The following is a 21,063-nucleotide window of genomic DNA, read 5'->3' on the forward strand; positions in this document are numbered from 1 at the left end:
TTCTGGTTCCGATGAGAGGCGATCATGGCCAAGCGCAGCAACCCGGCAATGAAGGTTGCCCAGCAAACAGCCCACAGTGCGATGTTCGACGCCGCCGGCAACCCCCGGCCCGGCCTCCACAAGGTGCTCCTGCGGGCAGTTGAAGTCCAGCGGCCGCTGGTGCTGGCCAATATCCGCAGGCTCCAGCGCAAGCACCCGCATGCCACGGCGGCCCAGCTCGCCGCCATCCTGGAGCGCGACTACCTGCTGGCCGTCACCGGCGGCGGGGCGCTGGTCGGCGGGGCAGCCGTGATTCCGGGTGTCGGAACAGCGGCAGCCCTCGGTCTTTCGGCCGCCGCCGCCGTCGGGTTCCTCGAAGCCACCGCATTGTTCTCCACCGCGCTGGCTGAGCTGCACGGCGTGCGGATGGTGGATCCGGACAGGGCCAGCACCCTGGTCATGGCGATCATGCTGGGCGAGGAGGGCACCCAGCTGCTGAGCTCGCTGAGTGGACAGGCGGCAGGGCGGGGAAAGGGGCCCACCCAGGCCTGGACCACGGCCTTCACCCGCCGCGTCCCCCTCGCCGGCTTCGGCACAGTGCGGGCCAAGATCCAGACGATGTTCCTGCGCTCCCTGCTCAAGACCCAGGGCACGGCCCTGCTGGGCCGTGCCCTGCCCTTCGGCATCGGCGCGGTCGTCGGCGGAGTGGGCAACCGGATGATGGGCCGCGCCGTCGTCGCGAACGCCAAGGAAGCGTTCGGGCCCATCCCGGACACGATTCCGGGCGAACTGCAGGCCCTGGCGGAAACCACCGGGCCGGCGGCGCTCTACGATGCTGCGCCGGAGTCGGCCCTGGACGCGCCACCGGATGCGCCACTAAACAGCGGCGCCCCGAAGACGACGAAGGACGGCGGCACGTTTTGGATCTGAACGCTGACCTGGGGGAGGCCTTCGGGACCTGGACCAGGGGCGACGATGCCGCAATGTTTCCGCTCATCACCAGCGCCAGCGTGGCCTGCGGGATGCACGCCGGCGACCCTGTGACGATGCTGGACACCTGCCGGGCGGCCTACGAGCTCGACGTCAACGTCGGCGCCCACCTTGGCTACCCGGATCTGGCCGGCTTCGGCCTGCGCTCGCTGGACATGACCTTTGATGACCTGTTCGGCGCGGTGCTGTACCAGCTCGGCGCGCTCGACGGCGTTGCCCATGCCGTGGGCGCCTCGGTGAACTACATCAAGCTGCACGGGGCGCTCTACGACCGCACGGTGCGCGACGCCGAGCAGGCCTCCGCCGTCATTGCCGCCATCCAGGCCTACGATCCGGGACTGCCCGTCCTGGGCCTCCCCGGCTCAGCCTTGCTGGAAATCGCCCGGGACGCCGGGCACCCCGTCGTCGCCGAAGCCTTCCCGGACCGCGCCTACTTTCCGGACGGCACCCTGGTGCAGCGCACGCAGGAAGGGGCCGTGCTGCTCGACGCCGGACAGGTGGCCGAGCGGGCGGTCAGGCTCGCCACGAAGGGCGAGGTCGAGGCGGTGGACGGCACAGTGCTCCGGATCGAACCGCAGTCGCTCTGCCTGCACGGTGACACCCCCGGCTCTGTCAGTGTTGCCGCCGCCGTGCGGGCCGGGCTGGAGGCCGCCGGCGTGGAGCTGGAGAGTTTCGCCTGAGCCGGCCCTGATTACGGCGGCCCTGACGGAGCTGCGGACCGGTAGGTAACTAGCCGAACAGCATGGTGGCCACCGTGAAGATGGCCAGCCCGGCGAGGGCGCCCACCACCGTGCCGTTGATCCGGATGAATTGCAGGTCCCTGCCCACCTGCAGCTCGATCTTCTGGGACGTTTCCTCGGCATCCCAGCGGGCCACGGTGTCCGTGATGACGCCCGCGATGTCGGAGCGGTAGGTCTTCACGAGGTAGCCCGCCGCGTCGCCGATCCAGGCGTTCACTTTGCCGGCGAGCTCGGGATCGACCAGCAGCCGGGTGCCGAAGTCATGCACGGCGGCCTTGAATTTGACGGTCAGTTCGCTGTGCGGGTCATCGACGGCGGTGAGCAGGGCCGTCTTGATGGTGTCCCATGTGCGGGAGGCGAGCTCGCGGACCTCGGGGTCGCCGAGCACCTGCGCTTTGATGCCCTCGGCACGGGCGATCATGACAGGGTCATGCTGCAGGTCCTGCGCGAGTTCCTTGAGGTACTTGTCGATCGACTGGCGGACCTGGTGCTGCGGATTGGACTGCACGGCGCGGGTGAACTTCAGGATCTCCACATACACCTTGTCGCCCACGAGCCCGTCCACGAACGACGGCACCCACGTCGGGGAACGGTCGGTGACCAGTCTGTTGACCGTCTCCTGGTTGTCCCGCACCCAGTCCACGGTGCGGTCCACCAGCAGGTCCACCAGGGCGTGGTGGTGGCCGTCGTCGAAGATCCGCTCGGCGAGCCGGCCCACCGGCGGTCCCCACGGCGGTGTGAGCAGGTGCTTGCGGACCATGGACTCGATCACGGCCTGGACGTCGTCGTCGTTGAGGACCTTGAACGCGCCGCGGATGACGGCGGCACCCTCCTTGGCGACGCGGTCCGGGCCGCCGGGGCTGGAGAGCCAGGCGCCGGCCTTGCGCGCAATGTCAGCGGACGCCAGCTTTTCCTGGACCACCTGTTCGGAGAGGAAATTGGTCTCCACGAATTCGCCCAGCGAGGCGCCGATCTGGTCTTTGCGGCGGGGGATGATCGCCGTATGCGGGATCTTGATTCCCATCGGGTACTTGAACAGGGCCGTAACGGCGAACCAGTCCGCGAGTGCCCCCACCATGCCGCCCTCGGCCGCCGCGCGGACGTATTCGAGCCCCGGGTACTGCTTCTGCAGGGCGAACGCGACGACGAAGATCACGGCCATGACGATCAGGAGCGCGAGGGCCAGGAGCTTCATCCGGCGCAGCGCCGCGGCCTTCTCGGCGTCGCTGGTCGCAGCGGAACGCTGCCCGGGAGGGCCGTCGGGCCGAACGCCGCCCGGAGGGGCACCTGTCAGGGAAGTTGGCTCAGTATTGACCTGCATGAGCCCAGCCTAGTCCCGCCAAGGAACGGGCCGTCCGCTAACGTGGCACCATGACGACAGACGAGTCCGCCGCCGCCCGTCCTCTGGTCTATGCCCACCGGGGCGCTAGTGGTGCCTTCGCCGAGCACACGAGGGCCGCGTACCTGCAGGCAATTGCCGACGGCGCCGACGGTGTGGAATGCGATGTCCGCCTGACCCGGGACCGGCAAGTGGTGCTCCTGCACGATTCCACCCTGGACCGCACCTCGGACGGCACCGGGCAGGTCGCGGACCGGATGTTGGAAGAGCTCCGTCGCCTGGACTTCTCCTCCTGGAAGGGCGCCCGGATCCCGGAAGCCTACGGCGCCAAGTCTGAGCAGTTCCTGACCCTGCCGGAACTGCTCGACATCCTGCGCGCGGCGGGCCGCCCAATAGGCCTGGCGATTGAATTCAAACATCCCAGCTCGTTCCATCTCGGACTGGAGGACCGGGCCCTCGACGTCCTAAGGGACAGGGGGTGGAATCCAGCCACGTCAATGCTGGAGAACATCATGGTTTCCTTCATGAGCTTTAGCCCCGATGCCGTTAAGCACCTTCTCGAGTCCGTGCCGGCAGGGGCCGTCTGCCAACTCGTTGACGACGTCAATGTGGCGGAAATCCGAGAAGAGCTGCGCCTCGGTGCCCTGACCGGCGGGGCGCTGGCCAATGTGATGAAGGCCGCCCAGGCGGAGGGCGAACGGATCCTGGCCGCCGGCGAGGCAGGCATGGCCGGCCCCGGCATCGGGTACGTCCGCGCGTTCCCCGGGACCGTTGAGCGCTGGATCGGCTCGGGCCGACGCATCCGGGTGTGGACGGTCGATGCCGAGGACGACGTCGAGCGGTGCAGGGAACTGGGGGTCCACGAGATCACCACGAACTGGCCCGCCCAGGTCCTGACCCAGCTAATGACGGACCGCCAGCCCCTCCGCTAACAGCCCGGCCGCGCTGCGGAACTGGGCGGATCCGATCGGAATTCGTTGTGGCGCCGGGGCTCCCCGGCGGATTACGGCCGGCGTGTCCCCTGTGGTTGAGTGGTTGCATGCCAATTCGCTGGTCCGGCCGGGACCTCCAGACGCTGTCCGCGGCAGCGATGAGCGCGCTGCTGCTCACCAGCGCCGCCAAGCACTTCCGCGAGCCCGAATTTTTCCACCCGGTGGTTCCCGACATCCTGTGCCGGGACGACTCCGGCGAGCAGCCGAACGGCCCGCTGGCCGTCCTGTCCCGTGAGGAATGGGTGGCAGCCAGCGGGCTGCTGGAAGCCGCCGCCGCCGTCGGCCTCCTGATCCCGGCCACCCGCAGGGCCGCCGCCGGTAGCGTCACGGCACTGTTCACCGCGTTTCTTTCCGGCCATGTCGATGCCCTGCGCAAGGCCTGCGGGCCGGAGGGCACGCCGCGGCGGCGACGCGTGCATACCTTGCGGCTCCCACTCCAGGCGCCCCTCATCGCGTGGGCCTGGACTCTGACGCGACGGAACCGGCGCCCGTGAAAATCCTGCAGTCGCCGGCAGTGCGGATCGGGTTGTCGATCAGCATCGCCACCGGTCTTTACGGCGTGTCGTTCGGCGCGCTGTCCGTCACCTCGGGCCTGGATTTCTGGCAGACCATGGCCCTGAGCCTGCTGCTCTTCAGCGGTGGCTCGCAGTTCGCCTTCATCGGCGTGGTGGCCGGCGGCGGGTCCGGCGTCGCCGCGATGGGCGCCGCGACGCTGCTGGGCATGCGCAACGGAATCTACGGCATGCAAATCAACGCCCTGTTGCAGCCGCGCGGGTGGCGCAGGTTTGCCGCTGCCCAGCTGACCATCGACGAGTCCACCGCCACCAGCACGGGGCAGACGGACCCGGACGAGCAGAAGCGCGGCTTCTGGACCGCCGGAATCGGTGTCTTCGTCCTCTGGAACCTGTTCACGGCTCTCGGCGCGATGGCCGGCGGGGCACTCGGGGATCCCAAACAGTGGGGGCTCGACGGCGCCGCAGTGGCGGCCTTCCTGGGCCTGCTCTGGCCGCGGCTGAAAGGCAAGGAACCTGTGGCGATCGCGGTTGTCTGTGCGCTTGCCACCGTGCTGGCCGTGCCGTTCGTGCCCCCGGGAGTGCCGATTCTGGTCGCCGCCCTGGTCGCCGCCGGAATCGGCTGGTTTAGCCACGGCCGCAGCGACGAGGGCCTGGAGCCGGACGTCGATCCCTACGCTGAGCAGCACGCGCAACACCACCACGACCCTGCCGGCGACCACCGCGGCGACCGCCGCGGCGACCGCACTGGAGACGACGCATGAACCTCTGGATCTGGCTGCTGCTCTCCTGCCTGCTCGCCTACGCCTGGAAGCTGCTCGGCTACTTGGTGCCGGCCAGCCTGCTCCGCAACCCGCGAATGTCCAGGATTGCCGGGACCATGACGATCGGGCTGCTGGCGTCCCTGACGGTGGTCAACGCCGTCGCCTCCGGTCAGTCGCTCGTCCTGGACGCACGGCTGGGCGCATTGGCGGCCGCGGGCATCGCATTGTGGTTCCGGGCGCCGTTCCTGGTGGTGGTGATCGCCGGCGCGGCCGCCGCCGCCGGGCTCCGGCTGCTGGGCTGGGATTGACCCCCTGCGGAACCCTGCCAGCGCTGCTCCGAGCACCGCCTGTGGGCGTGGCGGGAACGGTCTTTAGTCCCTACTTGACGTCGGGATCGCGTGGGAGCATTCGAACATGAGCGAACAGGACGGCGACCAGCCTGCTGCGGGGCAGGAGGCCGCGGAGCCAGAAGTCGCGGAACCAGAGGCCGCGGAGCCACGCAAGGAGCAGCGCTCTAAGCAGCAGGAGCCGTTTGATTCTGGAGGGGCCGAGTCCACCCGGGAAATGCGCGAAGTGTCGCGCCGTCGCCGGGACGCCGAAGAGAAGCTGCAGCAACACCTGCTCGAAGCCAAAGACAAGCCGGCCGAGGACTAGCGCCTGCTGGCACGCACCGGCCGGCCGAGAGCGCAGGCTAGCCGAGAAGGGCGTCGAAGGCGGTGCCCGCCAGCGGGGCTTGCGGCGGCAATGCCCGGTCCGGCCGCTCCGTCCGGATGGCATCCTCCACCAGCGCCACGGGCCGCCGCCACGCGTCGGAGCCCGGTTCCATCGTGTCCACTACGCCGATCAGCATGGCCAGCAGGCGGATCATGTCCGTCATGGAAATATCGCTGCGCAGGCTGCCCTGGCCCTGCCCCCGGCCCAGCAGCACGGCGATGGATTCAATCAGGCCGCCCGTAATGCCCGCCAGCAGCCCGCGCCGGCCGGCGACAGCACCCAGGAGGTTGGCCTCTTCGCTGGCAACCTGCATCGTGGCATCGATGACCCGGAAGAGTCCGGCAGCGGCGTCCGGATCGGCCAGGGCCTCATCGATGGCCGGATCCACCTGCAGCCGCAGCTGCCGGTTCAGGGCAGCGAGCACCAATTCTTCTTTGTCTGAGAAATTCCGGAAGAGGGTGGCAGGGCCCACCCCGGCGGTGACGGCAATGGTCTGCAGCGGCACCTCGGGTCCGTGCTCGCGGAAGCACTGCCGGGCAGCGGCGATGATTTTGTCCACGTTTCGCGCGGCATCTGCGCGGAGCGGCCTGCGGTCTACTGCCCGGTTCATTTGCCTAGGTTAGCAACGCGAGGGGTGCACGAACCTGTTACCGGCGGGTAGTGATTTATGTGACGGTTTCGAAGGCACACCCGGACGCCGTCGTGGCGGAATCGCGTGAAAGACTAGTGCCGGACGGCCTGGATTTTGCCCGCTGTCCGGACTGAGTGAAGGGAACCACCACATGCTGGTCGCATTCTCCGTAGCACCCTCCGGTGACCCCGCCAACGGGCAGGCGTCCGGCGACGCGTCGGTCCACGACGCCGTCGCGGCCGCGGTGCGGATCGTCCGGGAGTCCGGCCTGCCCAACCGGACAAGTTCCATGTTCACCGAGATCGAGGGGGAGTGGGACGAGGTCATGGACGTCGTCAAACGGGCCACTGACGCGGCGGGCGCCTACGGTTCCCGCGTATCGCTGGTGCTCAAGGCGGACATCCGGCCCGGCTACAGCGGCGAGCTGACCGGCAAGGTGGAGCGGCTGGAAAATGCCATCGACGGGCAGGGCGCCGGCGGTACCGGACCGCAAATTCCAATCCGGCCGGGCACTTAAGGCCGGGCGCAGACCGAACTCCGGACGGAAACCGAACCCGGAGGCTACCGCCGGGCGCGGGCGGCTGGAACACTGGGGACATGATCGAGCATCAGTCCACCCCCGGCTGGGTCGCCGTCGAGGACTTCCTCTCCGACGCAGTGGTCCGCCCGGACAGTTCACTCAAGCGCGCCGTAACCAGTGCTCTTGAGGCCGGCATGCCGCCCATCGAAGTGGCCCCCAACGCCGGCAAACTCCTGAAATTGCTGGTCCAGCTCTCCGGTGCCCGCCGCGTCCTGGAGATCGGCACGCTGGCCGGCTTCAGCACCATCTGGATGGCCCAGGGGCTGCCCGACGACGGCCGGTTGGTCACCTGCGAGTACCTCCCGCTGCACGCCAGCGTTGCGCGCGCGAACGTTGACGACGCCGGCGTGGGCCACAAGGTGGACATCCGGGTCGGCGCGGCGCTGGACACACTGCAGGAGCTGGAAGGCGAGGCGGGGCCGCCCTTCGACTTCGTGTTCATCGATGCCGACAAGGAAAACAACCCCCACTACCTGGACTGGGCCATCCGGCTTGGCCGGCCCGGGACCACCATCGTGGTGGACAACGTCGTGTGGGAAGGCGCGGTGCTGGACGCATCGATGGACCCGGTGAACGCCCCCGGAATCATCAGCACGCTCCAGATGCTGGGCGATGACCCGCGGCTGGACGGCACCGTCATACAGACCGTGGGTTCGAAAGGCTGGGACGGCTTCGCCCTCGCGATCGTCCGCTAGGCGCAATAGATTGGTCCGCTGGGGCACAAGAGATTGTCCGCTCGGGCGCACGAGTGCCGGGGCCTGCTGCCTGAGTGGGTGCGGCCGGCCAGCATCAAGTGCTAAGTATGCTTAGATTGCTTGTCGACGGCGCCAGCGATGGCGGCGCGGCCGCGGACGCGCAGGACTCCAGCCACATGGCCAGCCCACACGCCCGATCCGCACAGCCAGAATCCGCCCAGCCCGAAGGAACACAGGCAGTCGAAATGAACGGGATCCCCACCTCCCACCACCCCCTACCTGTCAGGATCAGCTCCAAGGCCGCAGACTTGGACGCGATCAGCCCCCTGCTGTCGGATGTGCATGCCGCCGTCGGCGATGTCCCGGCGCTGCTGGATCTGGCCAAGGCGGCAGCGGCGACGGCGCCAAAACCCGGGGACGGCCGGACCGCGTTCCTGTGGGAGATCCTTGCCTCCGTGACCGCCGTCGACGTCGCTGCCGGTCGCGTGCTGGAACCGCACCTGGACGCCGTGGCGATCCTCGGCCAGGCCGCAGAGAAGGCGGCGCAGGATGGCGGGGACTTCCCGGATCCCGACGGCGCCGACTTCGAGGGGACCTGGGGGGTTTTTGCCGCCGAGGCGCCCGGCCTGCGGCTTGAGGCCAGGGAATCCGCTGGTGGCTGGATCCTCCAGGGGTCCAAGCCCTGGTGTTCGCTCGCCGCGCAGCTGGACCATGCCGTGCTGACGGCCCATCTGGAGACCGGAGGCCGGGCGGCTTTCGCCGTCGACCTCCACGCCCACGGTGTGGGCTTCGCGAATCCGGAGTGGACCAGCCGGGGGCTGCGCGAGATTCCCAGCGGCACCGTCCACTTCGAGGCCGTCCCCGCCGTGCCCCTCGGCGGCCCTGGCTGGTACTACCAGCGCCCGGGCTTCGCCTGGGGCGGCATGGGCGTGGCCGCCTGCTGGCTGGGCGGCGCCGTCGCCGTGGCGCGCAGCTTCACCGCCTCCCTGCGGCAGGCCGCCGATGGCGGACGCGAGCCGGACCAGATAGCCCTGGCCCATCTCGGCGAGATTGACCGAACGCTGGCCGCCCTGACCGCCTACCTGGCCGGGACGGCCGCGAGGATCGACGCCGGGGAGCTCTCGGACGGCGGTGCGTGGCCGGAAGCCCTGCGAGTGCGGGGAAGCGTTGCCGCAGCCGTCGAACGCGTCCAGACGCTCGTGAGCCAAAATCTGGGGCCGGCCCCGCTCGCCTTCGACGAGCGCTACGGAAAACGGATGGCCGATCTCGCCCTGTACATCCGCCAGCACCACGCCATGCGCGACGACGCGCAGCTGGGCACCCTGACGCTGACAGGAAGCAACCCATGGTGACTTTCACCCACAACGACGCCGGGACCAGCGAGGCCGCGTGGGCCGGCAGCCGTGCCGCCGGGCTGCCGGAACTGCCGCTGGATGACGCGGCGCTCGCCGGCCGGGCCTTCATTGTCCTGGCCGCGCACCCGGACGACGAATCGCTCGGCGCCGGCGGACTGCTGGCCCGGCTGCACGCCGTCGGCGCCACGGTCCGAGTGCTGCTGTGCACGGCTGGGGAAGGATCGCACCCCGGCTCGCCAACCACGACGCCGGAACAGCTCGCCGCGGTCCGCTTGCAAGAGTTCGGCGACGCACTCGAACACCTTTCCGGGGGCGGGGACCTGCCCGGGGACCTGGAGTGGCAGTGCCTTGGCCTGCCCGACGGACAACTCGCCGGGCACCTGGAGCTGATCCGTGCCGCGGTCCGCGAGGCGGCCGGTGAGTGCGGGCACGCCGCCGACGAGATCGTTCTCGTGGCGCCCTACAGGTCGGATGGGCACACCGACCACGACGTCCTCGGGTCCGTTGCCGCAGAGCTAAGCGCCGCGGCGGGCTACGCGCTGCTCGAATACCCCATCTGGTACTGGTTGTGGGCGGCGCCAGAGGGACCGGATAACGCGGCTGGGTCGGACGATGCTGCTGGGCCGGATGACCCGGCCGGCGGGGCATGGCGCGGCTGGTTCCGGCTGCCGCTGCGCCCGGCAGAGCTGGCCGCCAAGGCTGCCGCCATGGCGGCTCATACATCCCAGGTGCTGCCGCTCTCCGGGCTGCCGGGTGACGAGGTGCTTCTGCCCCCGGCCTTCCTGGCGCACTTTGAGCGGAGCTGGGAGACGTTTGCCTGGCACCCGGCGGACGCCCCGGCCGACGCCGGATCCGGCGTTGGATCCGCCGCTCCGGCGAAAGATGCCCCGGCCGACGCCGGGTCCCCACGCCCCTACGCCGCGGGCGACGCGGAGCGCCTCTTCGATGCGGTCCATGCCCGGGACGAGGATCCCTGGCGATACACCTCGAGCTGGTACGAGCAGCGCAAGCGTTCCCTCACGCTCGCCGCGCTGCCCGGCGGCAGCTACACGGCCGGGCTGGAGATCGGCTGCTCGATCGGGACCCTGAGCGCGGAGCTCGCGCCGCGGTGCGGAAGCTTCCTCGCTGTTGACGCCAGCGGCACGGCCCTGGACCGCGCCGCCCGGCGGCTCGCCCACCTTCCCGCGGCAACAACGCACCACCTGACAGTCCCGAACGAGTGGCCGGACGGATCATTCGACCTGATCGTGGTCTCAGAGGTGGGTTACTACCTCTCGCCGGCAGAGCTCGCCGGACTGTTCGACCGGATTGAGGGCTCGCTCATGCCGGGCGGGACGCTCGCGCTGTGCCACTGGCGGCACCCCGTTTCCGGCTGGGAACTCGACGGCGACTCGGTCCACGCCGCGGCCCGGCGGCGCCTAGGCTGGACCGGCGGCGGGATCTACCAGGAGCGCGACTTCATCCTCGAAATGTTCCTTGCGCCGGACGCCGCACCGGACTCCGCACCTCAAACCGCGTCTCTCACCGCGCCGGACAACGCACCTCACACCGCGCCGGACCGCGGCGCTCCCGGACGGAGGCGGTGACCCGGATGGCGGCGTTGCCGTTGCCGCGCGGGCAGCGGATCGAACGGGTGGCCGTCGTCATGCCCGCGCACGACGAGGAAGACCACCTTGGGCAGGCGCTGCTGGCCGTTCAGCGGTCCGCGGACGCCCTGCACCGGGTCCGGCCCGACGTCGACACCCGCGTGACGGTGGTGCTGGATAGCTGCACGGACGGCTCCGCCGCCATCACGGCTGGCTACGCCGCCACGGACCCGCGTATCAGCGCGCTGGAGGTCAGCTACCGCAGCGCCGGCGCCAGCCGGGCCGCGGGCATCCGGGCCTCGGGCATCGGCGTGCCTCGGCAGCGGCCGCCCGGCCAGCGTTGGACGCCGCCGCCCTGGGCCCGCCAAACCTGGCTGGCCAACACCGACGCCGATTCCCGGGTGCCGGAGAACTGGCTGGTGCGCCAGCTTGAGTTCGCCGAAGCCGGGGCTGACGCTGTGCTTGGATCCGTGGAGCCTGACCCCGCCGGGATGGACCCTGAACTGCTCAGGCGCTGGCGCGAACGCCACCCCTTCACCGAGGACCATCCCCACATCTACGGCGCGAATTTCGGGGTCCGGGCTTCGGCCTATCTGACGGCCGGCGGGTTCGCACGGATCACGTCCGAAGAGGACCGGACCCTGGTGCACAGCCTCCGCAGCCGCGCCTTTACGGTCACCGCGACGGACAGCACCCGGGTCATGACTTCCGGCCGGACCCACGCCCGGGCACCGCACGGCTTCGGCACATACCTGCGGAGCCTGGGCCACTTGCTGCCGCCTGCCGGCTGAGGATTCATTGACGCCGGAACCGGCCCGCTCCACACTGAAGGAGTGACGGACGATGCGAAAGAATCCAGCATTGATCAGGTTGTGGACCGCTTGGCTGCCCGGTTTCCGCACGTTCCGAGGATCCACATCGCCGGGATCGTCGGCGAGGAATTCGACGCCCTGAACGCAGGCCGGATCAAGACATACATACCCACCCTGGTGGAGCGCGGCGCCCGCGTGCGGCTGAAGAGCGAGTTCGGGATCAGCGCCGCCGGCGACTAGCTCATGTGCCGCACAGGTGCCCCGCCAGCCGCCCCGCCGACGCGAGGCCGCCCCGCCGACGCGAATTCGCCGGATACCTGCCACATCGCCGTAACGTTCCGGCGAATCCGCACCATTCCGGCGATTTCGACGACGACGGCGGCGGGGCCGGGCGACAGCGCGGCCCCGGATCGCCGGGGCCTTAGACCTACTCCATGTGCAGCACGGCCGCACCGGTGATCCGGTCCTCCGCCAGGTCCCGTAAGGCCTGGTCCGCGGCCGAGAACGGATACGCCACCGTGGTGGGATGGAGCGGGATCTCGACGGCGATCCGGAAAAACTCCTCGCCGTCGGCCCTGGTGTTGGCCGTGACGCTGCGCAGCTGGCGCTCCTGGAAGAGCTCGTCGGTGTAGTGCAGGGGCGGAATGTCGCTCAGGTGGATGCCCGCGACGGCGAGCGTCCCGCCGCGGTCCAGGGCGCGGAGCGCAAACGGCACTAGCCCGCCCGCGGGGGCAAAGAGAATCGCGGCATCCAGGGGATCCGGCGGCTGCTCCTCGGCCCCGCCGGCGAACGTCGCACCCAGGTCCAGGGCCAGCTTGCGCGCCTCCGCGGACCGGGTCATGACGTACACGCAGGCACCCCGGTACAGGGCGATCTGGGCGGCCAAATGCGCGGAACCGCCGAAGCCATAAATGCCCAGCCGGCCGCCGATCGGCAGCTCCGCCCGGCTCAGGGCACGGTAGCCGATGATGCCTGCGCACAGCAGCGGCGCGGCCTCCTCGTCGCTGAACGTGTCCGGGATCCGGTAGGCGAAGTTCTCCGCCACCGTGATGAGCTCGGCGTACCCGCCGTCGCGGTCCCAGCCGGTAAACGTTGGGGTAAGGCATAGGTTTTCCTGGCCGCGCACGCAGAACCGGCAGGCGCCGCAGGTGCCGCCCAGCCAGGGAACCCCCACCCGTTCGCCGAGGCCGAACCTGGCCGCCCCGGGGCCTTGCCCGATCACCTCACCCACCACCTCGTGGCCCGGGATGACCCCGGGGCGCTGCGGCGCGAGGTCGCCCTCGGCCAGGTGCAAGTCCGTGCGGCACACACCGCAGACCCGCACTTTCAGCAGGACCTCTCCGCGTCCCGGCACAGGATCCGGGCAGTCGGCGGCGACGAGGGGCCTGCTGGACATGGGCCCCGGACGTCCAACTTGCCAGGCTCGCACCGCGGCCTCCTTTTCTGCAGCACCTGCGGGTCCGAATCGGTTACGTTCGCGGCGGCTAGCGGGTGACCAGCACGTTGCAGCGCGCCTTGTGCAGCACTGCGGAGACCGTGTTGCCGGGTCCGCCCGAGGGGTTGTGGGTCCCGAGCACCAGGACGTCGGCGTCGTCCGCGGCGTCCAGCAGTCCCCGGGCGGCATGCCCCTCGCGCAGGGACCCGGAGACCTCCAGACCGGATGCCAGCTGGCGGGCCTCAGCGACTGCGTGATCCAGCAGCTCCTGGCCGTGGAGCCTGGCATGGCGGCCGTGCTCCTCCCGCGCCCCGGCCCGGAGCGGATCCACGTGGACGAGCTGCAGCGGGGCGCCGAGGACTTCGGCAAGCCCGATGGCCTCGGCCACTGTGGTTGGGCTGCGGGGCGAGGCATCAACTCCCACCACGACCGGGTGAGCCCGGCGGCGCGGGCGCCGGATCACCATCACCGGGCAGGGTGCCGAGCCGGCCAGATCGATGCAGACCGAGCCGGCCACCTGGCCCAGGACGGCGCCAAGGCCCCGGCTGCCGACCACCAGCAGCCGGGCGTCCCGGGCGGCGTCGCGCAGAACGGGTGCCGGGAGCCCGGCCTCCATCAGGCCGTCGACGGCGGGGCCCGGGCGTTCCGGCGCGTTTTCGGGAACGGCAGCATCGGGAACGGCACGCTGGACGCCGGAGGGCGCGGCTCCGGCCGCTTCGAGGGCGGCCTTGCGGGCCAGCTCGACGCCCTCGGCGAGGATGGCTTCCGCGGAGTGCCGCAGCCCGCTGCCGGCCACGCCCCTGACGGGGCCCAGGTTCTTGGTGAAGACCGGCCACACCCAGGCATGGACCACGCGCAGGTTCAGCCCCGCGGCGGCCGCGTAGCCGGCGGCCCAGCGAACGGCGAGTTGGGCGGCCTCGGACCCGCCGTAGCCGACTGCCACGATGCCGCCCTGCTGCCCTGCGGGTGCCGACATTGTTCCTCCCGGCTCGGCGGACGCACCCCTTCGCCCGGCAGTATGTGCAGCCCCAGTAAAAACCCTGCGGCCCGAAAATGGCTAGGGGCTTTGGTCCCACGGACGGCCGGCGTCCGGCCTGCGGCCGGCCGTGCGGGGCAATTCCAGCCGGGAACCCGGTCCGGGGGCACCTCTGCCGGTGAACTAGGGTTGAAAGATGCACAATGCGTGGGATAGCTGATGGCCAAGCGGGGCAGGGGGCGGGGCGCCGGAACCGCCGAGCCCGGAGTGGTGGAAGTGCCCAAGGGTTCCCGGCCGGCCGGTCCTGTGGCCGGGGTGTATTACATCGACACCGGAGACTGCGAGCTGATCCCGGACCAGGACAATTCCACCGGCTGGCTCCTGCGCATCAACGGGGTCATGAGCTCGCACATTGACCTCGCGGACCCGTTGTTCCTGGACTTCGAGTACATGCGCTGGATCGCCGCCCTTGTGGAGTCGCGCTGGCCGCGCGATTCAAAGCCCAAGCTGCGCGCCCTGCACCTCGGCGGGGGAGCTTGCTCACTGGCCCGCTATTTCCACGCCGCCTATCCGGACGCCCGCCAGGTGGTGGTCGAGCTGGACGGCAAGCTCGCCGACTATGTCCGGGGCTGGTTTGACCTGCCCAAGGCCCCGCTGCTGCGCCTGCGCGTGGGGGAGGCCCGGGAAGTCACCGAAGGCCTAACCCCGCAGACCCGGGACCTGATCATCCGCGACGTCTTCGCCGGCTCGCTGACCCCGCGGCCGCTTACCACCCGGGAATTCACCGAGCACGCCAAGCGCGTCCTGGCACCCGGCGGGATCTATGTGGTGAACTCCGGGGACGCCCCGGACCTCAGGAATGCGCGCGAAGACGCCGCCACCATCGCCGACGCCTTTGCCCACACCGTGATCATCGCGGATCCGGCCATGCTCAAGGGCCGGCGCTTCGGCAACATGATCATGGCCGGCAGCGATCTCCCGTTCGACGACGATCCCGGCCTCGCGCGCCGCCTGCTCGGCGGTGCGGTGCCGGCCCACATCTGGAACGACGCGAAGGTGCGGGCGTTCGCGGCCGGCGCCGCCGTCCGCCACGACCCGGCAGGTTCCGCCCCGGCTGCGTCGCCGACTGACACCCCGGCTTAGGCCCCGGCTGATTCGCCGACTGCTCCGTAACGGCCCTTTTGCGGCGCCATAACGGCGCCTACGGAGCAATCGATGTGGTTGCTCCCCGCCCCAGCAGGGCATTGCGGTGCGCGGCGGTCTGCTCCCGTAAAGCCTGCACGAGGGCCGCCACCGCCGGCCGGCGCATCGAATCGGGCCGGAGCACCATCCAGTAGGGGAGCAGTTCCGCGAATTCCTCGGGCAGGAGCCGGACGAGGTCCGGATGCAGGTCGGCCGCGAAGCAGGGCAGGAACCCGATCCCGGCGCCGGCGCGGGTGGCCTCCACGTGGACAAAGACGTTGGTGGAGCTCAGCCCGTCCCGCATGGTGGGCACCAGCCGACGCGGGGCGTCCAGATCGTCCACCTGCAGCATCGAATCGACGAAATAGACCAGCGAGTGGGCCGTCAGTTCCTCCACGGTGGCCGGGGTGCCATACTCGGCCAGGTAGCCGCGGGAGGCATACATTCCCAGCATGTACTCGCCGAGCCGCGCGGCCTCTGCCCGGTGCACCTGCGGCTCGCCGACCACCACCTCGATGTCCAGGCCGGAACGCTGCTGGAGCGCCCGGCGCGTCACGGTGATGATCTCGACGCTGAGGCCGGGATGGTGGCGGCGGAGCCGGGCCACGGCCGGGGCCGCGATGTAGGCGCTGAAGCCGTCCGTCGCGGTCATCCGGACGACGCCGGTGATGGGATCCGGGGTGTGCCCGGGCTGCTCCAGGGTGCGCACGGCACTCTCGACCTGCTCGGCCACCCGCACGGCCTCGGCACCGAGCTCGGTGAGCTCCCAACCGCCGGACGCGCGCGAGAGCACGCGGCCGCCCAGCGCCTTCTCCAGCGCGGCGATCCGGCGGGAGACGGTGGTGTGGTTCAGCCCGAGAGTCTGGGCCGCCGTCGTGAATTTCGCCGAACGGGACACCGCGAGCAGGACCAGCAGGTCATCGGGATTGGCGTTCATATCTGCAATTCTGCACATACTCGGTGCCGCTTTGGCCATTGAATCGCCGAGAATGTGCGGCAATACTCAATGGAGCCATTTCAGTGCTGTGCGTCACAGCGCGTGTCACCGTGGACACTAAGGAGAACGAGAATGAGCGTAAACGAACGCTCTGCAACAACCCCCGCAGCACCCGCATCCCAGGGTTCCGGGCTCAAGAAAATCGTCGCAGCATCGATGGTGGGAACCGTCGTCGAGTGGTACGAATTCTTCCTCTATGCCACCGCCGCCACCCTGGTGTTCGGCAAGTACTTCTTCCCCGCCACCGGCAACGAACTGGACGGCATCATCCAGGCGTTCCTGACTTACGCCGTCGGGTTCGTGGCCCGCCCGCTGGGTGGCATTGTCTTCGGTCAGATCGGCGACAAGCTCGGCCGCAAGCCCACCCTGCAGCTCACCATCGTCATTATCGGTGTCTCCACCTTCCTGATGGGCTGCCTCCCGGGCTTCGCCACCCTCGGCTACCTGGCGCCGGCGCTGCTGGTTTTCCTGCGCTTCATCCAGGGCTTCGCCCTCGGCGGCGAATGGGGCGGCGCTGTCCTGCTCGTCGCCGAGCACAGCCCCAACAAGTCCCGCGGCTTCTGGTCCAGCTGGCCCCAGGCCGCCGTTCCTGTGGGCAACCTGCTGGCCACCCTGGTCTTGTTCATCATGTCCAACGTGCTCAGCGCCGCCGACTTCCTCAGCTGGGGCTGGCGTGTGGCGTTCTGGCTCTCCGCCGTGATCGTGTTCGTCGGTTACTACATCCGCACGCACGTCTCCGAATCGCCCATCTTCCTCGAGGCCAAGGCCCAGCTGGAAGAGGAGCAGTCTGCCAGCTACGGCGTCCGCGAAGTCATCCGCAAATACCCCAAGGGCATTCTGCAGGCCATGGGCCTCCGGTTTGCGGAAAACATCATGTACTACCTCGTGGTCAGCTTCGCGATCGTCTACCTGAAGTCCGTCCACAAGTACGACACCTCCTCGCTGCTGCTGGCCCTGCTGATCGCCCACGTCATCCACTTCCTGGTCATCCCGCAGGTCGGGCGCCTCGTGGACAGCTGGGGCCGGAAGCCGGTCTACCTCGTCGGTGCCATCACCGGTGCCAGTTGGCCGTTCTTCGCCTTCCCGATGTTCGATACCCGCAATCCGGTGATCATCGTCCTGGCCGTCACGATCGGCCTGTGCCTGCACGCCTTCATGTATGCCGGCCAGCCGGCCCTCATGTCGGAGCTGTTCCCGACCCGGATGCGCTACGCCGGCGTCTCCCTGGGCTCGCAGGTCACCTCGATCTTCGCCGGTTCGCTGGCGCCGCTCCTGGCCACCCAGTGGCTCAAGGACACCGGCTCCTGGCTGCCCACCGCGATCTACCTGGTGGTCGCCTGCGCCATCACCACCGTGGCAGTGCTGAGCCTGAAGGAAACCAAGGGGATTGCACTGGAGGACGTGGACCGGGCCGACGCCGAACGCGAAGGCCTGCCCGTAGCAGCCATGCGCTGAGCTGCTTGCGTCACTGGGCAGCTTGAATAACCGGGCTGCTTGAGTTTCGGGCCGGCTCCAGCCACGCTGGAGCCGGCCGCATCATCGAATTTTTTGACATGGAAGGCTGAGTTATGGAAAACACGCTGAACGGACGCAAGGCCCTGGTCACCGGCGGCGCCGGCGGGATCGGCGCAGCCAGCGTCCGCGCCCTGGCGGCACGAGGGGCCAAAGTGGTGATCGCGGACGTGGACGAGTCCGGCGCCGCAGCGCTCGCCGACGAGGTCGGCGGCACCACGTGGGCCGTCAACCTCCTTGACGTTGAATCCCTCCAGACGCTCAGCCTGGACTGCGACATCCTGGTCAACAACGCCGGAATCCAGCGCATCAGCCCCATTGAGGAGTTCGATCCGGCCGACTTCCGCCGGATCATCACCCTCATGCTCGAGGCGCCGTTCCTGCTGATCCGGGCCGCGTTGCCACACATGTACGCCAACAACTTCGGCCGGATCATCAACCTGTCCTCCGTGCACGGACTGCGGGCCTCGCCGTTCAAGAGCGCCTACGTCTCGGCCAAGCATGGGCTGGAAGGCCTGAGCAAGGTGACGGCACTCGAAGGCGGGGCACACGGAGTCACGTCCAACTGCATCAACCCCGGCTACGTCCGGACACCCCTGGTGGAGGCGCAGATCGCGGACCAGGCCAAGGTGCATGGCATCCCGGAGTCCGAGGTGCTCGCCAAGATCATGCTGACCGAATCGGCGGTCAAGCGGCTCGTGGAGCCCGAGGAAGTGGCGTCCCTGGTGGCGTGGCTGGCATCCGACGACGCCGGCATGGTCACCGGCGCCAGCTACACGATGGACGGCGGCTGGTCCGCGCGTTAGCCGGCCGCCGGCCCGAACTCGCCCGGTTAGTGGCAGGGTAGCGGCCTGCTGGTTGCCGGCCCGCTTGCCCGCTTCGGCTTCCCGGACTAGTTGCCCGGCTGGAATTCCGCGGAGTTGCCCACAAGGGCCAAGGTGCCGCCCAGCCCGATCATCATCACGCCGCCGGTGGTGCTGAGGGCGGCGATCCGCCGGGGGGAGCGGGCAAACCAGTGCCGGGCCGTTCCGGCCGCGAGGGACCAGGTACTGTCTGAGACAAGGGCAATCAGCAGGAAGATGGCCCCCAGGGTTCCGAGCTGCACCGGAATCGCGCCCCCGGAATAGTCCACGAACTGCGGAAGCACGGCCACGAAGAACACAATCGACTTGGGGTTGGTCGCGCCCACGATGAAGCCCTCCCGGAGCACGCGGGCGGTCGAGGACGGGTTCGAGGAGGACGCCGTCGCCGGGCCGCCGCCACGGTGCCTGATGGCCTGGATCCCGAGGTAAACAAGGTAGGCGGCGCCCGCGAATTTCACCACGCTGAACAGCAGCAGGGACTGGGCCAGCACCACGCCGACGCCCAGGGCCACGGCGGCGATCTGCACCACCTCCCCGGCCGCGTTCCCCAGGACGCTCAACAGCCCGCCCCGGCGACCCAGGGCCAGGGTCCGTCCGATCACGAACAGCACGCTGGGCCCCGGGACGGCGATGAGCACGAGGGAGGCGAGGGCAAAGGCCAAGAGGTTGGTAGTGGGGACCATGCCTGATCCTAACCCCGCGGCGGCGCTCCCGGGAGTCGCCCCACGGGAGGGTGAGGCACCGTTACGGCCCGGCGGGAACCTGCGGGAGCTGGGCCGTCTCGTCCACGAGTTCCGCCCGTGCCCGGCCGTGGCCGCGGACCCAGAGCCGGTAGGCGAGTACCAGGACGCCGAGCCAGACCGCGCCCACGTACAGCGCAACGCGGGTGTCCTCGAAGACGCCCAGAATCACGATCACGAGGGCCATGAACACGATGGTCAGCACGGAAGCGGCGGGCCACCACGGTGAGGGGAACTCCGATGCCGGCAGGGACTTGCGGGCGATCTCGCGTTTCATGGCGACATGGGAGGCCAGGATCATGGCCCAGACCCACACGGTGGCGAAGGTGGCGATCGAGGCGATCAGCAGGAAGACATCCTCCGGGATCACGGCGTTCAGGACCACTCCCACCAGCAGGATGACCGTCATCATCACTACGGTCATCCACGGCACCCCGTGACGGGAAACCTTACCGAAGCTTGCCGGGGCGTGGCCCTGCCGGGCAAGACCGAAGAGGATCCGGCCGGCGCCGAAGATGTCGCTATTGACGGCCGAGAGTGCCGCCGTGATCACCACGGCGTTGAGGATGTGGGGCGCGGCCGGGATGCCCAGGCCGCTGAAGATCTGCACGAAGGGGCTGCCGTTACTGCCAATTTCGTCCCACGGGAACAGGCTCATCAGCACGCCGAGGGTCAGCACATAGAACAGCAGGACCCGGACGGGAACGGTGTTGACCGCCTTGGGGATGACCTTTTTCGGATCGGCGGCCTCACCGGCGGTGATGCCGAGGGTCTCAATGCCGCCAAACGCGAACATCACGACGGCGAAGGAGGCCAGGAGCCCTTCGAACCCGTTGGGGAACAGGCCCCCGTGGTCCACGAGGTTGCCGAGCCCGGGCGCCACTGTGGCGCCGCCGGCCTGGAAGCCGAAGACGATGATCGCCGCCCCACCCGCGATCATGGCGATGATGGCCGCCACCTTGATCAGGGAGAACCAGAATTCCAGCTCACCGAACACCTTGACGCTGAGCAGGTTCAGGGCCGCCAGGAAAAAGATGATGGCCAGGATCCAGACCCAGCGCTCCACGCCGGGGAACCAGAATCCCATATAGATGCTGAAGGCCGTGACATCCGCGATGGCCACGATCGCCATCTCGAAGACATAGGTCCAGCCGGTCACGAAACCGGCCAGCGGGCCCAGGTAGCGGCTCGCGTACTGGCCGAAGGATCCGGACACCGGGTGCCGCACCGCCATTTCGCCCAGGGCACGCATCACCATGAAAACTGCGGCGCCGCCAATCATGTAGGCGAGCAAGACGGCGGGCCCGGCCTTTTGGATGGCGGAGGCCGAGCCGTAGAACAGCCCCGTGCCGATCGCCGACCCCAGCGCCATGAAGCGGATGTGGCGGACGTTGAGTCCCCGGCTGAGTACTGAGTCGACGGCTGCGCCGACGGCCGTGACGGCACGGCCGGTGCCTGCTTCGTCAGGTGCCGGCTTCGTGGCGGTTTGGGCTTGTTGCATGCGAATACCTTCTCGTCATTGGGAGGGGGATCGCTATCCAGCAGACCATGTCCGGCCTTGCTGTGATGAGCCTCACGGGAACTTCGTGTCTTTGATTTCAGACTGTGCGGCCACCGCGGCGCGGGCGGATCCGGCCGCAGTCGCCGTCGAACCCAAGCCAAAGGAAAG

General features: G+C 69.2%; 23 protein-coding genes. 16 read left to right on the forward strand and 7 right to left on the reverse strand.

Annotated elements, in window-relative coordinates; genetic code table 11:
• The first annotated feature begins 24 nt into the window (after window positions 1-24).
• Together M2428_RS07930 and M2428_RS07935 are read left to right on the forward strand one after the other, a co-directional pair.
• Window positions 25-909, forward strand: a complete 885-nt coding sequence (locus M2428_RS07930; protein ID WP_277525417.1) for a hypothetical protein — start codon at window positions 25-27, stop codon at window positions 907-909.
• Window positions 900-1,649, forward strand: coding sequence for a 5-oxoprolinase subunit PxpA (locus tag M2428_RS07935; protein WP_277525418.1), 750 nt, complete (start codon window positions 900-902; stop codon window positions 1,647-1,649). The genes M2428_RS07930 and M2428_RS07935 overlap by 10 nt, the downstream gene beginning before the upstream one ends.
• A gap of 49 nt (window positions 1,650-1,698) precedes the next feature.
• On the opposite strand, the gene M2428_RS07940 is transcribed toward M2428_RS07935, so the two are convergent.
• Window positions 1,699-2,904, reverse strand: coding sequence for a DUF445 domain-containing protein (locus tag M2428_RS07940; RefSeq protein WP_277525532.1), 1,206 nt, complete (start codon window positions 2,902-2,904; stop codon window positions 1,699-1,701).
• 176 nt (window positions 2,905-3,080) lie between these two features.
• On the opposite strand from M2428_RS07940, the gene M2428_RS07945 reads away from it, so the two are divergent.
• The 5 genes from M2428_RS07945 (at window position 3,081) to M2428_RS07965 (ending at window position 5,970) form a co-directional block, all read left to right on the forward strand.
• A complete protein-coding gene (locus M2428_RS07945) occupies window positions 3,081-3,980 on the forward strand; it encodes a glycerophosphodiester phosphodiesterase family protein (protein ID WP_277525419.1) in 900 nt (299 codons plus the stop codon).
• A gap of 107 nt (window positions 3,981-4,087) precedes the next feature.
• Window positions 4,088-4,534 (forward strand): hypothetical protein, encoded by a 447-nt coding sequence (locus tag M2428_RS07950; protein ID WP_277525420.1) that lies wholly within the window; start codon window positions 4,088-4,090, stop codon window positions 4,532-4,534.
• Window positions 4,531-5,316 carry an AzlC family ABC transporter permease gene (locus M2428_RS07955; protein WP_277525421.1) on the forward strand — a complete coding sequence of 262 codons (786 nt, stop codon included), beginning with the start codon at window positions 4,531-4,533 and terminating at the stop codon, window positions 5,314-5,316. The genes M2428_RS07950 and M2428_RS07955 overlap by 4 nt, the downstream gene beginning before the upstream one ends.
• On the forward strand, window positions 5,313-5,624 hold the full coding sequence (locus M2428_RS07960; protein WP_277525422.1) for an AzlD domain-containing protein: 312 nt from the start codon (window positions 5,313-5,315) through the stop codon (window positions 5,622-5,624). The genes M2428_RS07955 and M2428_RS07960 overlap by 4 nt, the downstream gene beginning before the upstream one ends.
• A 106-nt stretch (window positions 5,625-5,730) precedes the next feature.
• Entirely contained in the window at window positions 5,731-5,970 is a 240-nt protein-coding gene (locus M2428_RS07965) for a hypothetical protein (protein WP_277525423.1), read from the forward strand.
• A 37-nt stretch (window positions 5,971-6,007) separates the two neighbouring features.
• Here M2428_RS07965 and M2428_RS07970 read toward each other — a convergent pair whose 3' ends face one another.
• The gene (locus tag M2428_RS07970) at window positions 6,008-6,640 is read right to left on the reverse strand and encodes a TetR/AcrR family transcriptional regulator (RefSeq protein ID WP_277525424.1); all 633 of its coding nucleotides are present in this window, start codon (window positions 6,638-6,640) and stop codon (window positions 6,008-6,010) included.
• A gap of 172 nt (window positions 6,641-6,812) precedes the next feature.
• Here M2428_RS07970 and M2428_RS07975 point away from each other — a divergent pair, with 172 nt between their 5' ends.
• From M2428_RS07975 to M2428_RS08000, 6 genes are all read left to right on the forward strand, one after another.
• A complete protein-coding gene (locus M2428_RS07975) occupies window positions 6,813-7,178 on the forward strand; it encodes a thiamine-binding protein (RefSeq protein WP_277525425.1) in 366 nt (121 codons plus the stop codon).
• An 80-nt stretch (window positions 7,179-7,258) separates the two neighbouring features.
• Window positions 7,259-7,936 (forward strand): O-methyltransferase, encoded by a 678-nt coding sequence (locus M2428_RS07980; RefSeq protein WP_277525426.1) that lies wholly within the window; start codon window positions 7,259-7,261, stop codon window positions 7,934-7,936.
• 245 nt (window positions 7,937-8,181) lie between these two features.
• Window positions 8,182-9,288, forward strand: coding sequence for an acyl-CoA dehydrogenase family protein (locus M2428_RS07985; RefSeq protein ID WP_277525533.1), 1,107 nt, complete (start codon window positions 8,182-8,184; stop codon window positions 9,286-9,288).
• Window positions 9,282-10,877, forward strand: coding sequence for a bifunctional PIG-L family deacetylase/class I SAM-dependent methyltransferase (locus M2428_RS07990; protein ID WP_277525427.1), 1,596 nt, complete (start codon window positions 9,282-9,284; stop codon window positions 10,875-10,877). Before M2428_RS07985 ends, M2428_RS07990 begins: the two co-directional genes overlap by 7 nt.
• A 5-nt stretch (window positions 10,878-10,882) precedes the next feature.
• On the forward strand, window positions 10,883-11,668 hold the full coding sequence (locus M2428_RS07995) for a glycosyltransferase family 2 protein (RefSeq protein ID WP_277525428.1): 786 nt from the start codon (window positions 10,883-10,885) through the stop codon (window positions 11,666-11,668).
• Window positions 11,669-11,710: 42 nt separating this feature from the next.
• Window positions 11,711-11,929: a hypothetical protein gene (locus M2428_RS08000; protein ID WP_277525429.1), complete on the forward strand. Its 219-nt coding sequence runs from the start codon at window positions 11,711-11,713 to the stop codon at window positions 11,927-11,929.
• A gap of 187 nt (window positions 11,930-12,116) precedes the next feature.
• Here M2428_RS08000 and M2428_RS08005 read toward each other — a convergent pair whose 3' ends face one another.
• Complete coding sequence (locus tag M2428_RS08005; protein ID WP_277525430.1) at window positions 12,117-13,118, reverse strand: zinc-dependent alcohol dehydrogenase family protein; 1,002 nt, start codon at window positions 13,116-13,118, stop codon at window positions 12,117-12,119.
• A gap of 55 nt (window positions 13,119-13,173) precedes the next feature.
• Window positions 13,174-14,100 carry a universal stress protein gene (locus M2428_RS08010; RefSeq protein WP_277525431.1) on the reverse strand — a complete coding sequence of 309 codons (927 nt, stop codon included), beginning with the start codon at window positions 14,098-14,100 and terminating at the stop codon, window positions 13,174-13,176.
• Window positions 14,101-14,319: 219 nt separating this feature from the next.
• On the opposite strand from M2428_RS08010, the gene M2428_RS08015 reads away from it, so the two are divergent.
• Window positions 14,320-15,243 carry a fused MFS/spermidine synthase gene (locus M2428_RS08015; RefSeq protein ID WP_277525432.1) on the forward strand — a complete coding sequence of 308 codons (924 nt, stop codon included), beginning with the start codon at window positions 14,320-14,322 and terminating at the stop codon, window positions 15,241-15,243.
• 58 nt (window positions 15,244-15,301) lie between these two features.
• Here M2428_RS08015 and M2428_RS08020 read toward each other — a convergent pair whose 3' ends face one another.
• On the reverse strand, window positions 15,302-16,219 hold the full coding sequence (locus tag M2428_RS08020; RefSeq protein WP_277525433.1) for a LysR family transcriptional regulator: 918 nt from the start codon (window positions 16,217-16,219) through the stop codon (window positions 15,302-15,304).
• Window positions 16,220-16,351: 132 nt separating this feature from the next.
• On the opposite strand from M2428_RS08020, the gene M2428_RS08025 reads away from it, so the two are divergent.
• Both M2428_RS08025 and M2428_RS08030 read left to right on the forward strand, forming a co-directional pair.
• A complete protein-coding gene (locus M2428_RS08025) occupies window positions 16,352-17,734 on the forward strand; it encodes an MFS transporter (protein WP_277525434.1) in 1,383 nt (460 codons plus the stop codon).
• Window positions 17,735-17,847: 113 nt separating this feature from the next.
• Entirely contained in the window at window positions 17,848-18,597 is a 750-nt protein-coding gene (locus M2428_RS08030; RefSeq protein WP_277525435.1) for a 3-hydroxybutyrate dehydrogenase, read from the forward strand.
• Between the two features lie 86 nt (window positions 18,598-18,683).
• Here M2428_RS08030 and M2428_RS08035 read toward each other — a convergent pair whose 3' ends face one another.
• A complete protein-coding gene (locus tag M2428_RS08035; protein ID WP_277525436.1) occupies window positions 18,684-19,337 on the reverse strand; it encodes a LysE family translocator in 654 nt (217 codons plus the stop codon).
• 61 nt (window positions 19,338-19,398) lie between these two features.
• Entirely contained in the window at window positions 19,399-20,895 is a 1,497-nt protein-coding gene (locus tag M2428_RS08040) for an amino acid permease (RefSeq protein WP_277525437.1), read from the reverse strand.
• Window positions 20,896-21,063: the final 168 nt, after the last annotated feature.

It is taken from the genome of Arthrobacter sp. ES3-54 (assembly GCF_029504395.1).
Lineage (GTDB): Bacteria > Actinomycetota > Actinomycetes > Actinomycetales > Micrococcaceae > Arthrobacter.

Excerpts from the sequence above, each read along its gene's own strand:
- M2428_RS08030 (WP_277525435.1), top strand. The coding sequence starts at position 17,848 with ATGGAAAACACGCTGAACGGACGCAAGGCCCTGGTCACCGGCGGCGCC.
- M2428_RS07945 (WP_277525419.1), top strand. The coding sequence starts at position 3,081 with ATGACGACAGACGAGTCCGCCGCCGCCCGTCCTCTGGTCTATGCCCAC.
- M2428_RS07985 (WP_277525533.1), top strand. The coding sequence starts at position 8,182 with ATGAACGGGATCCCCACCTCCCACCACCCCCTACCTGTCAGGATCAGC.
- M2428_RS07975 (WP_277525425.1), top strand. The coding sequence starts at position 6,813 with ATGCTGGTCGCATTCTCCGTAGCACCCTCCGGTGACCCCGCCAACGGG.
- M2428_RS08040 (WP_277525437.1), bottom strand. The coding sequence starts at position 20,895 with ATGCAACAAGCCCAAACCGCCACGAAGCCGGCACCTGACGAAGCAGGC.
- M2428_RS07930 (WP_277525417.1), top strand. The coding sequence starts at position 25 with ATGGCCAAGCGCAGCAACCCGGCAATGAAGGTTGCCCAGCAAACAGCC.
- M2428_RS07950 (WP_277525420.1), top strand. The coding sequence starts at position 4,088 with ATGCCAATTCGCTGGTCCGGCCGGGACCTCCAGACGCTGTCCGCGGCA.
- M2428_RS07960 (WP_277525422.1), top strand. The coding sequence starts at position 5,313 with ATGAACCTCTGGATCTGGCTGCTGCTCTCCTGCCTGCTCGCCTACGCC.
- M2428_RS08010 (WP_277525431.1), bottom strand. The coding sequence starts at position 14,100 with ATGTCGGCACCCGCAGGGCAGCAGGGCGGCATCGTGGCAGTCGGCTAC.
- M2428_RS07995 (WP_277525428.1), top strand. The coding sequence starts at position 10,883 with ATGGCGGCGTTGCCGTTGCCGCGCGGGCAGCGGATCGAACGGGTGGCC.
- M2428_RS07965 (WP_277525423.1), top strand. The coding sequence starts at position 5,731 with ATGAGCGAACAGGACGGCGACCAGCCTGCTGCGGGGCAGGAGGCCGCG.
- M2428_RS07990 (WP_277525427.1), top strand. The coding sequence starts at position 9,282 with ATGGTGACTTTCACCCACAACGACGCCGGGACCAGCGAGGCCGCGTGG.
- M2428_RS07940 (WP_277525532.1), bottom strand. The coding sequence starts at position 2,904 with ATGAAGCTCCTGGCCCTCGCGCTCCTGATCGTCATGGCCGTGATCTTC.
- M2428_RS08035 (WP_277525436.1), bottom strand. The coding sequence starts at position 19,337 with ATGGTCCCCACTACCAACCTCTTGGCCTTTGCCCTCGCCTCCCTCGTG.
- M2428_RS08015 (WP_277525432.1), top strand. The coding sequence starts at position 14,320 with ATGGCCAAGCGGGGCAGGGGGCGGGGCGCCGGAACCGCCGAGCCCGGA.
- M2428_RS08025 (WP_277525434.1), top strand. The coding sequence starts at position 16,352 with ATGAGCGTAAACGAACGCTCTGCAACAACCCCCGCAGCACCCGCATCC.
- M2428_RS07980 (WP_277525426.1), top strand. The coding sequence starts at position 7,259 with ATGATCGAGCATCAGTCCACCCCCGGCTGGGTCGCCGTCGAGGACTTC.
- M2428_RS07970 (WP_277525424.1), bottom strand. The coding sequence starts at position 6,640 with ATGAACCGGGCAGTAGACCGCAGGCCGCTCCGCGCAGATGCCGCGCGA.
- M2428_RS08020 (WP_277525433.1), bottom strand. The coding sequence starts at position 16,219 with ATGAACGCCAATCCCGATGACCTGCTGGTCCTGCTCGCGGTGTCCCGT.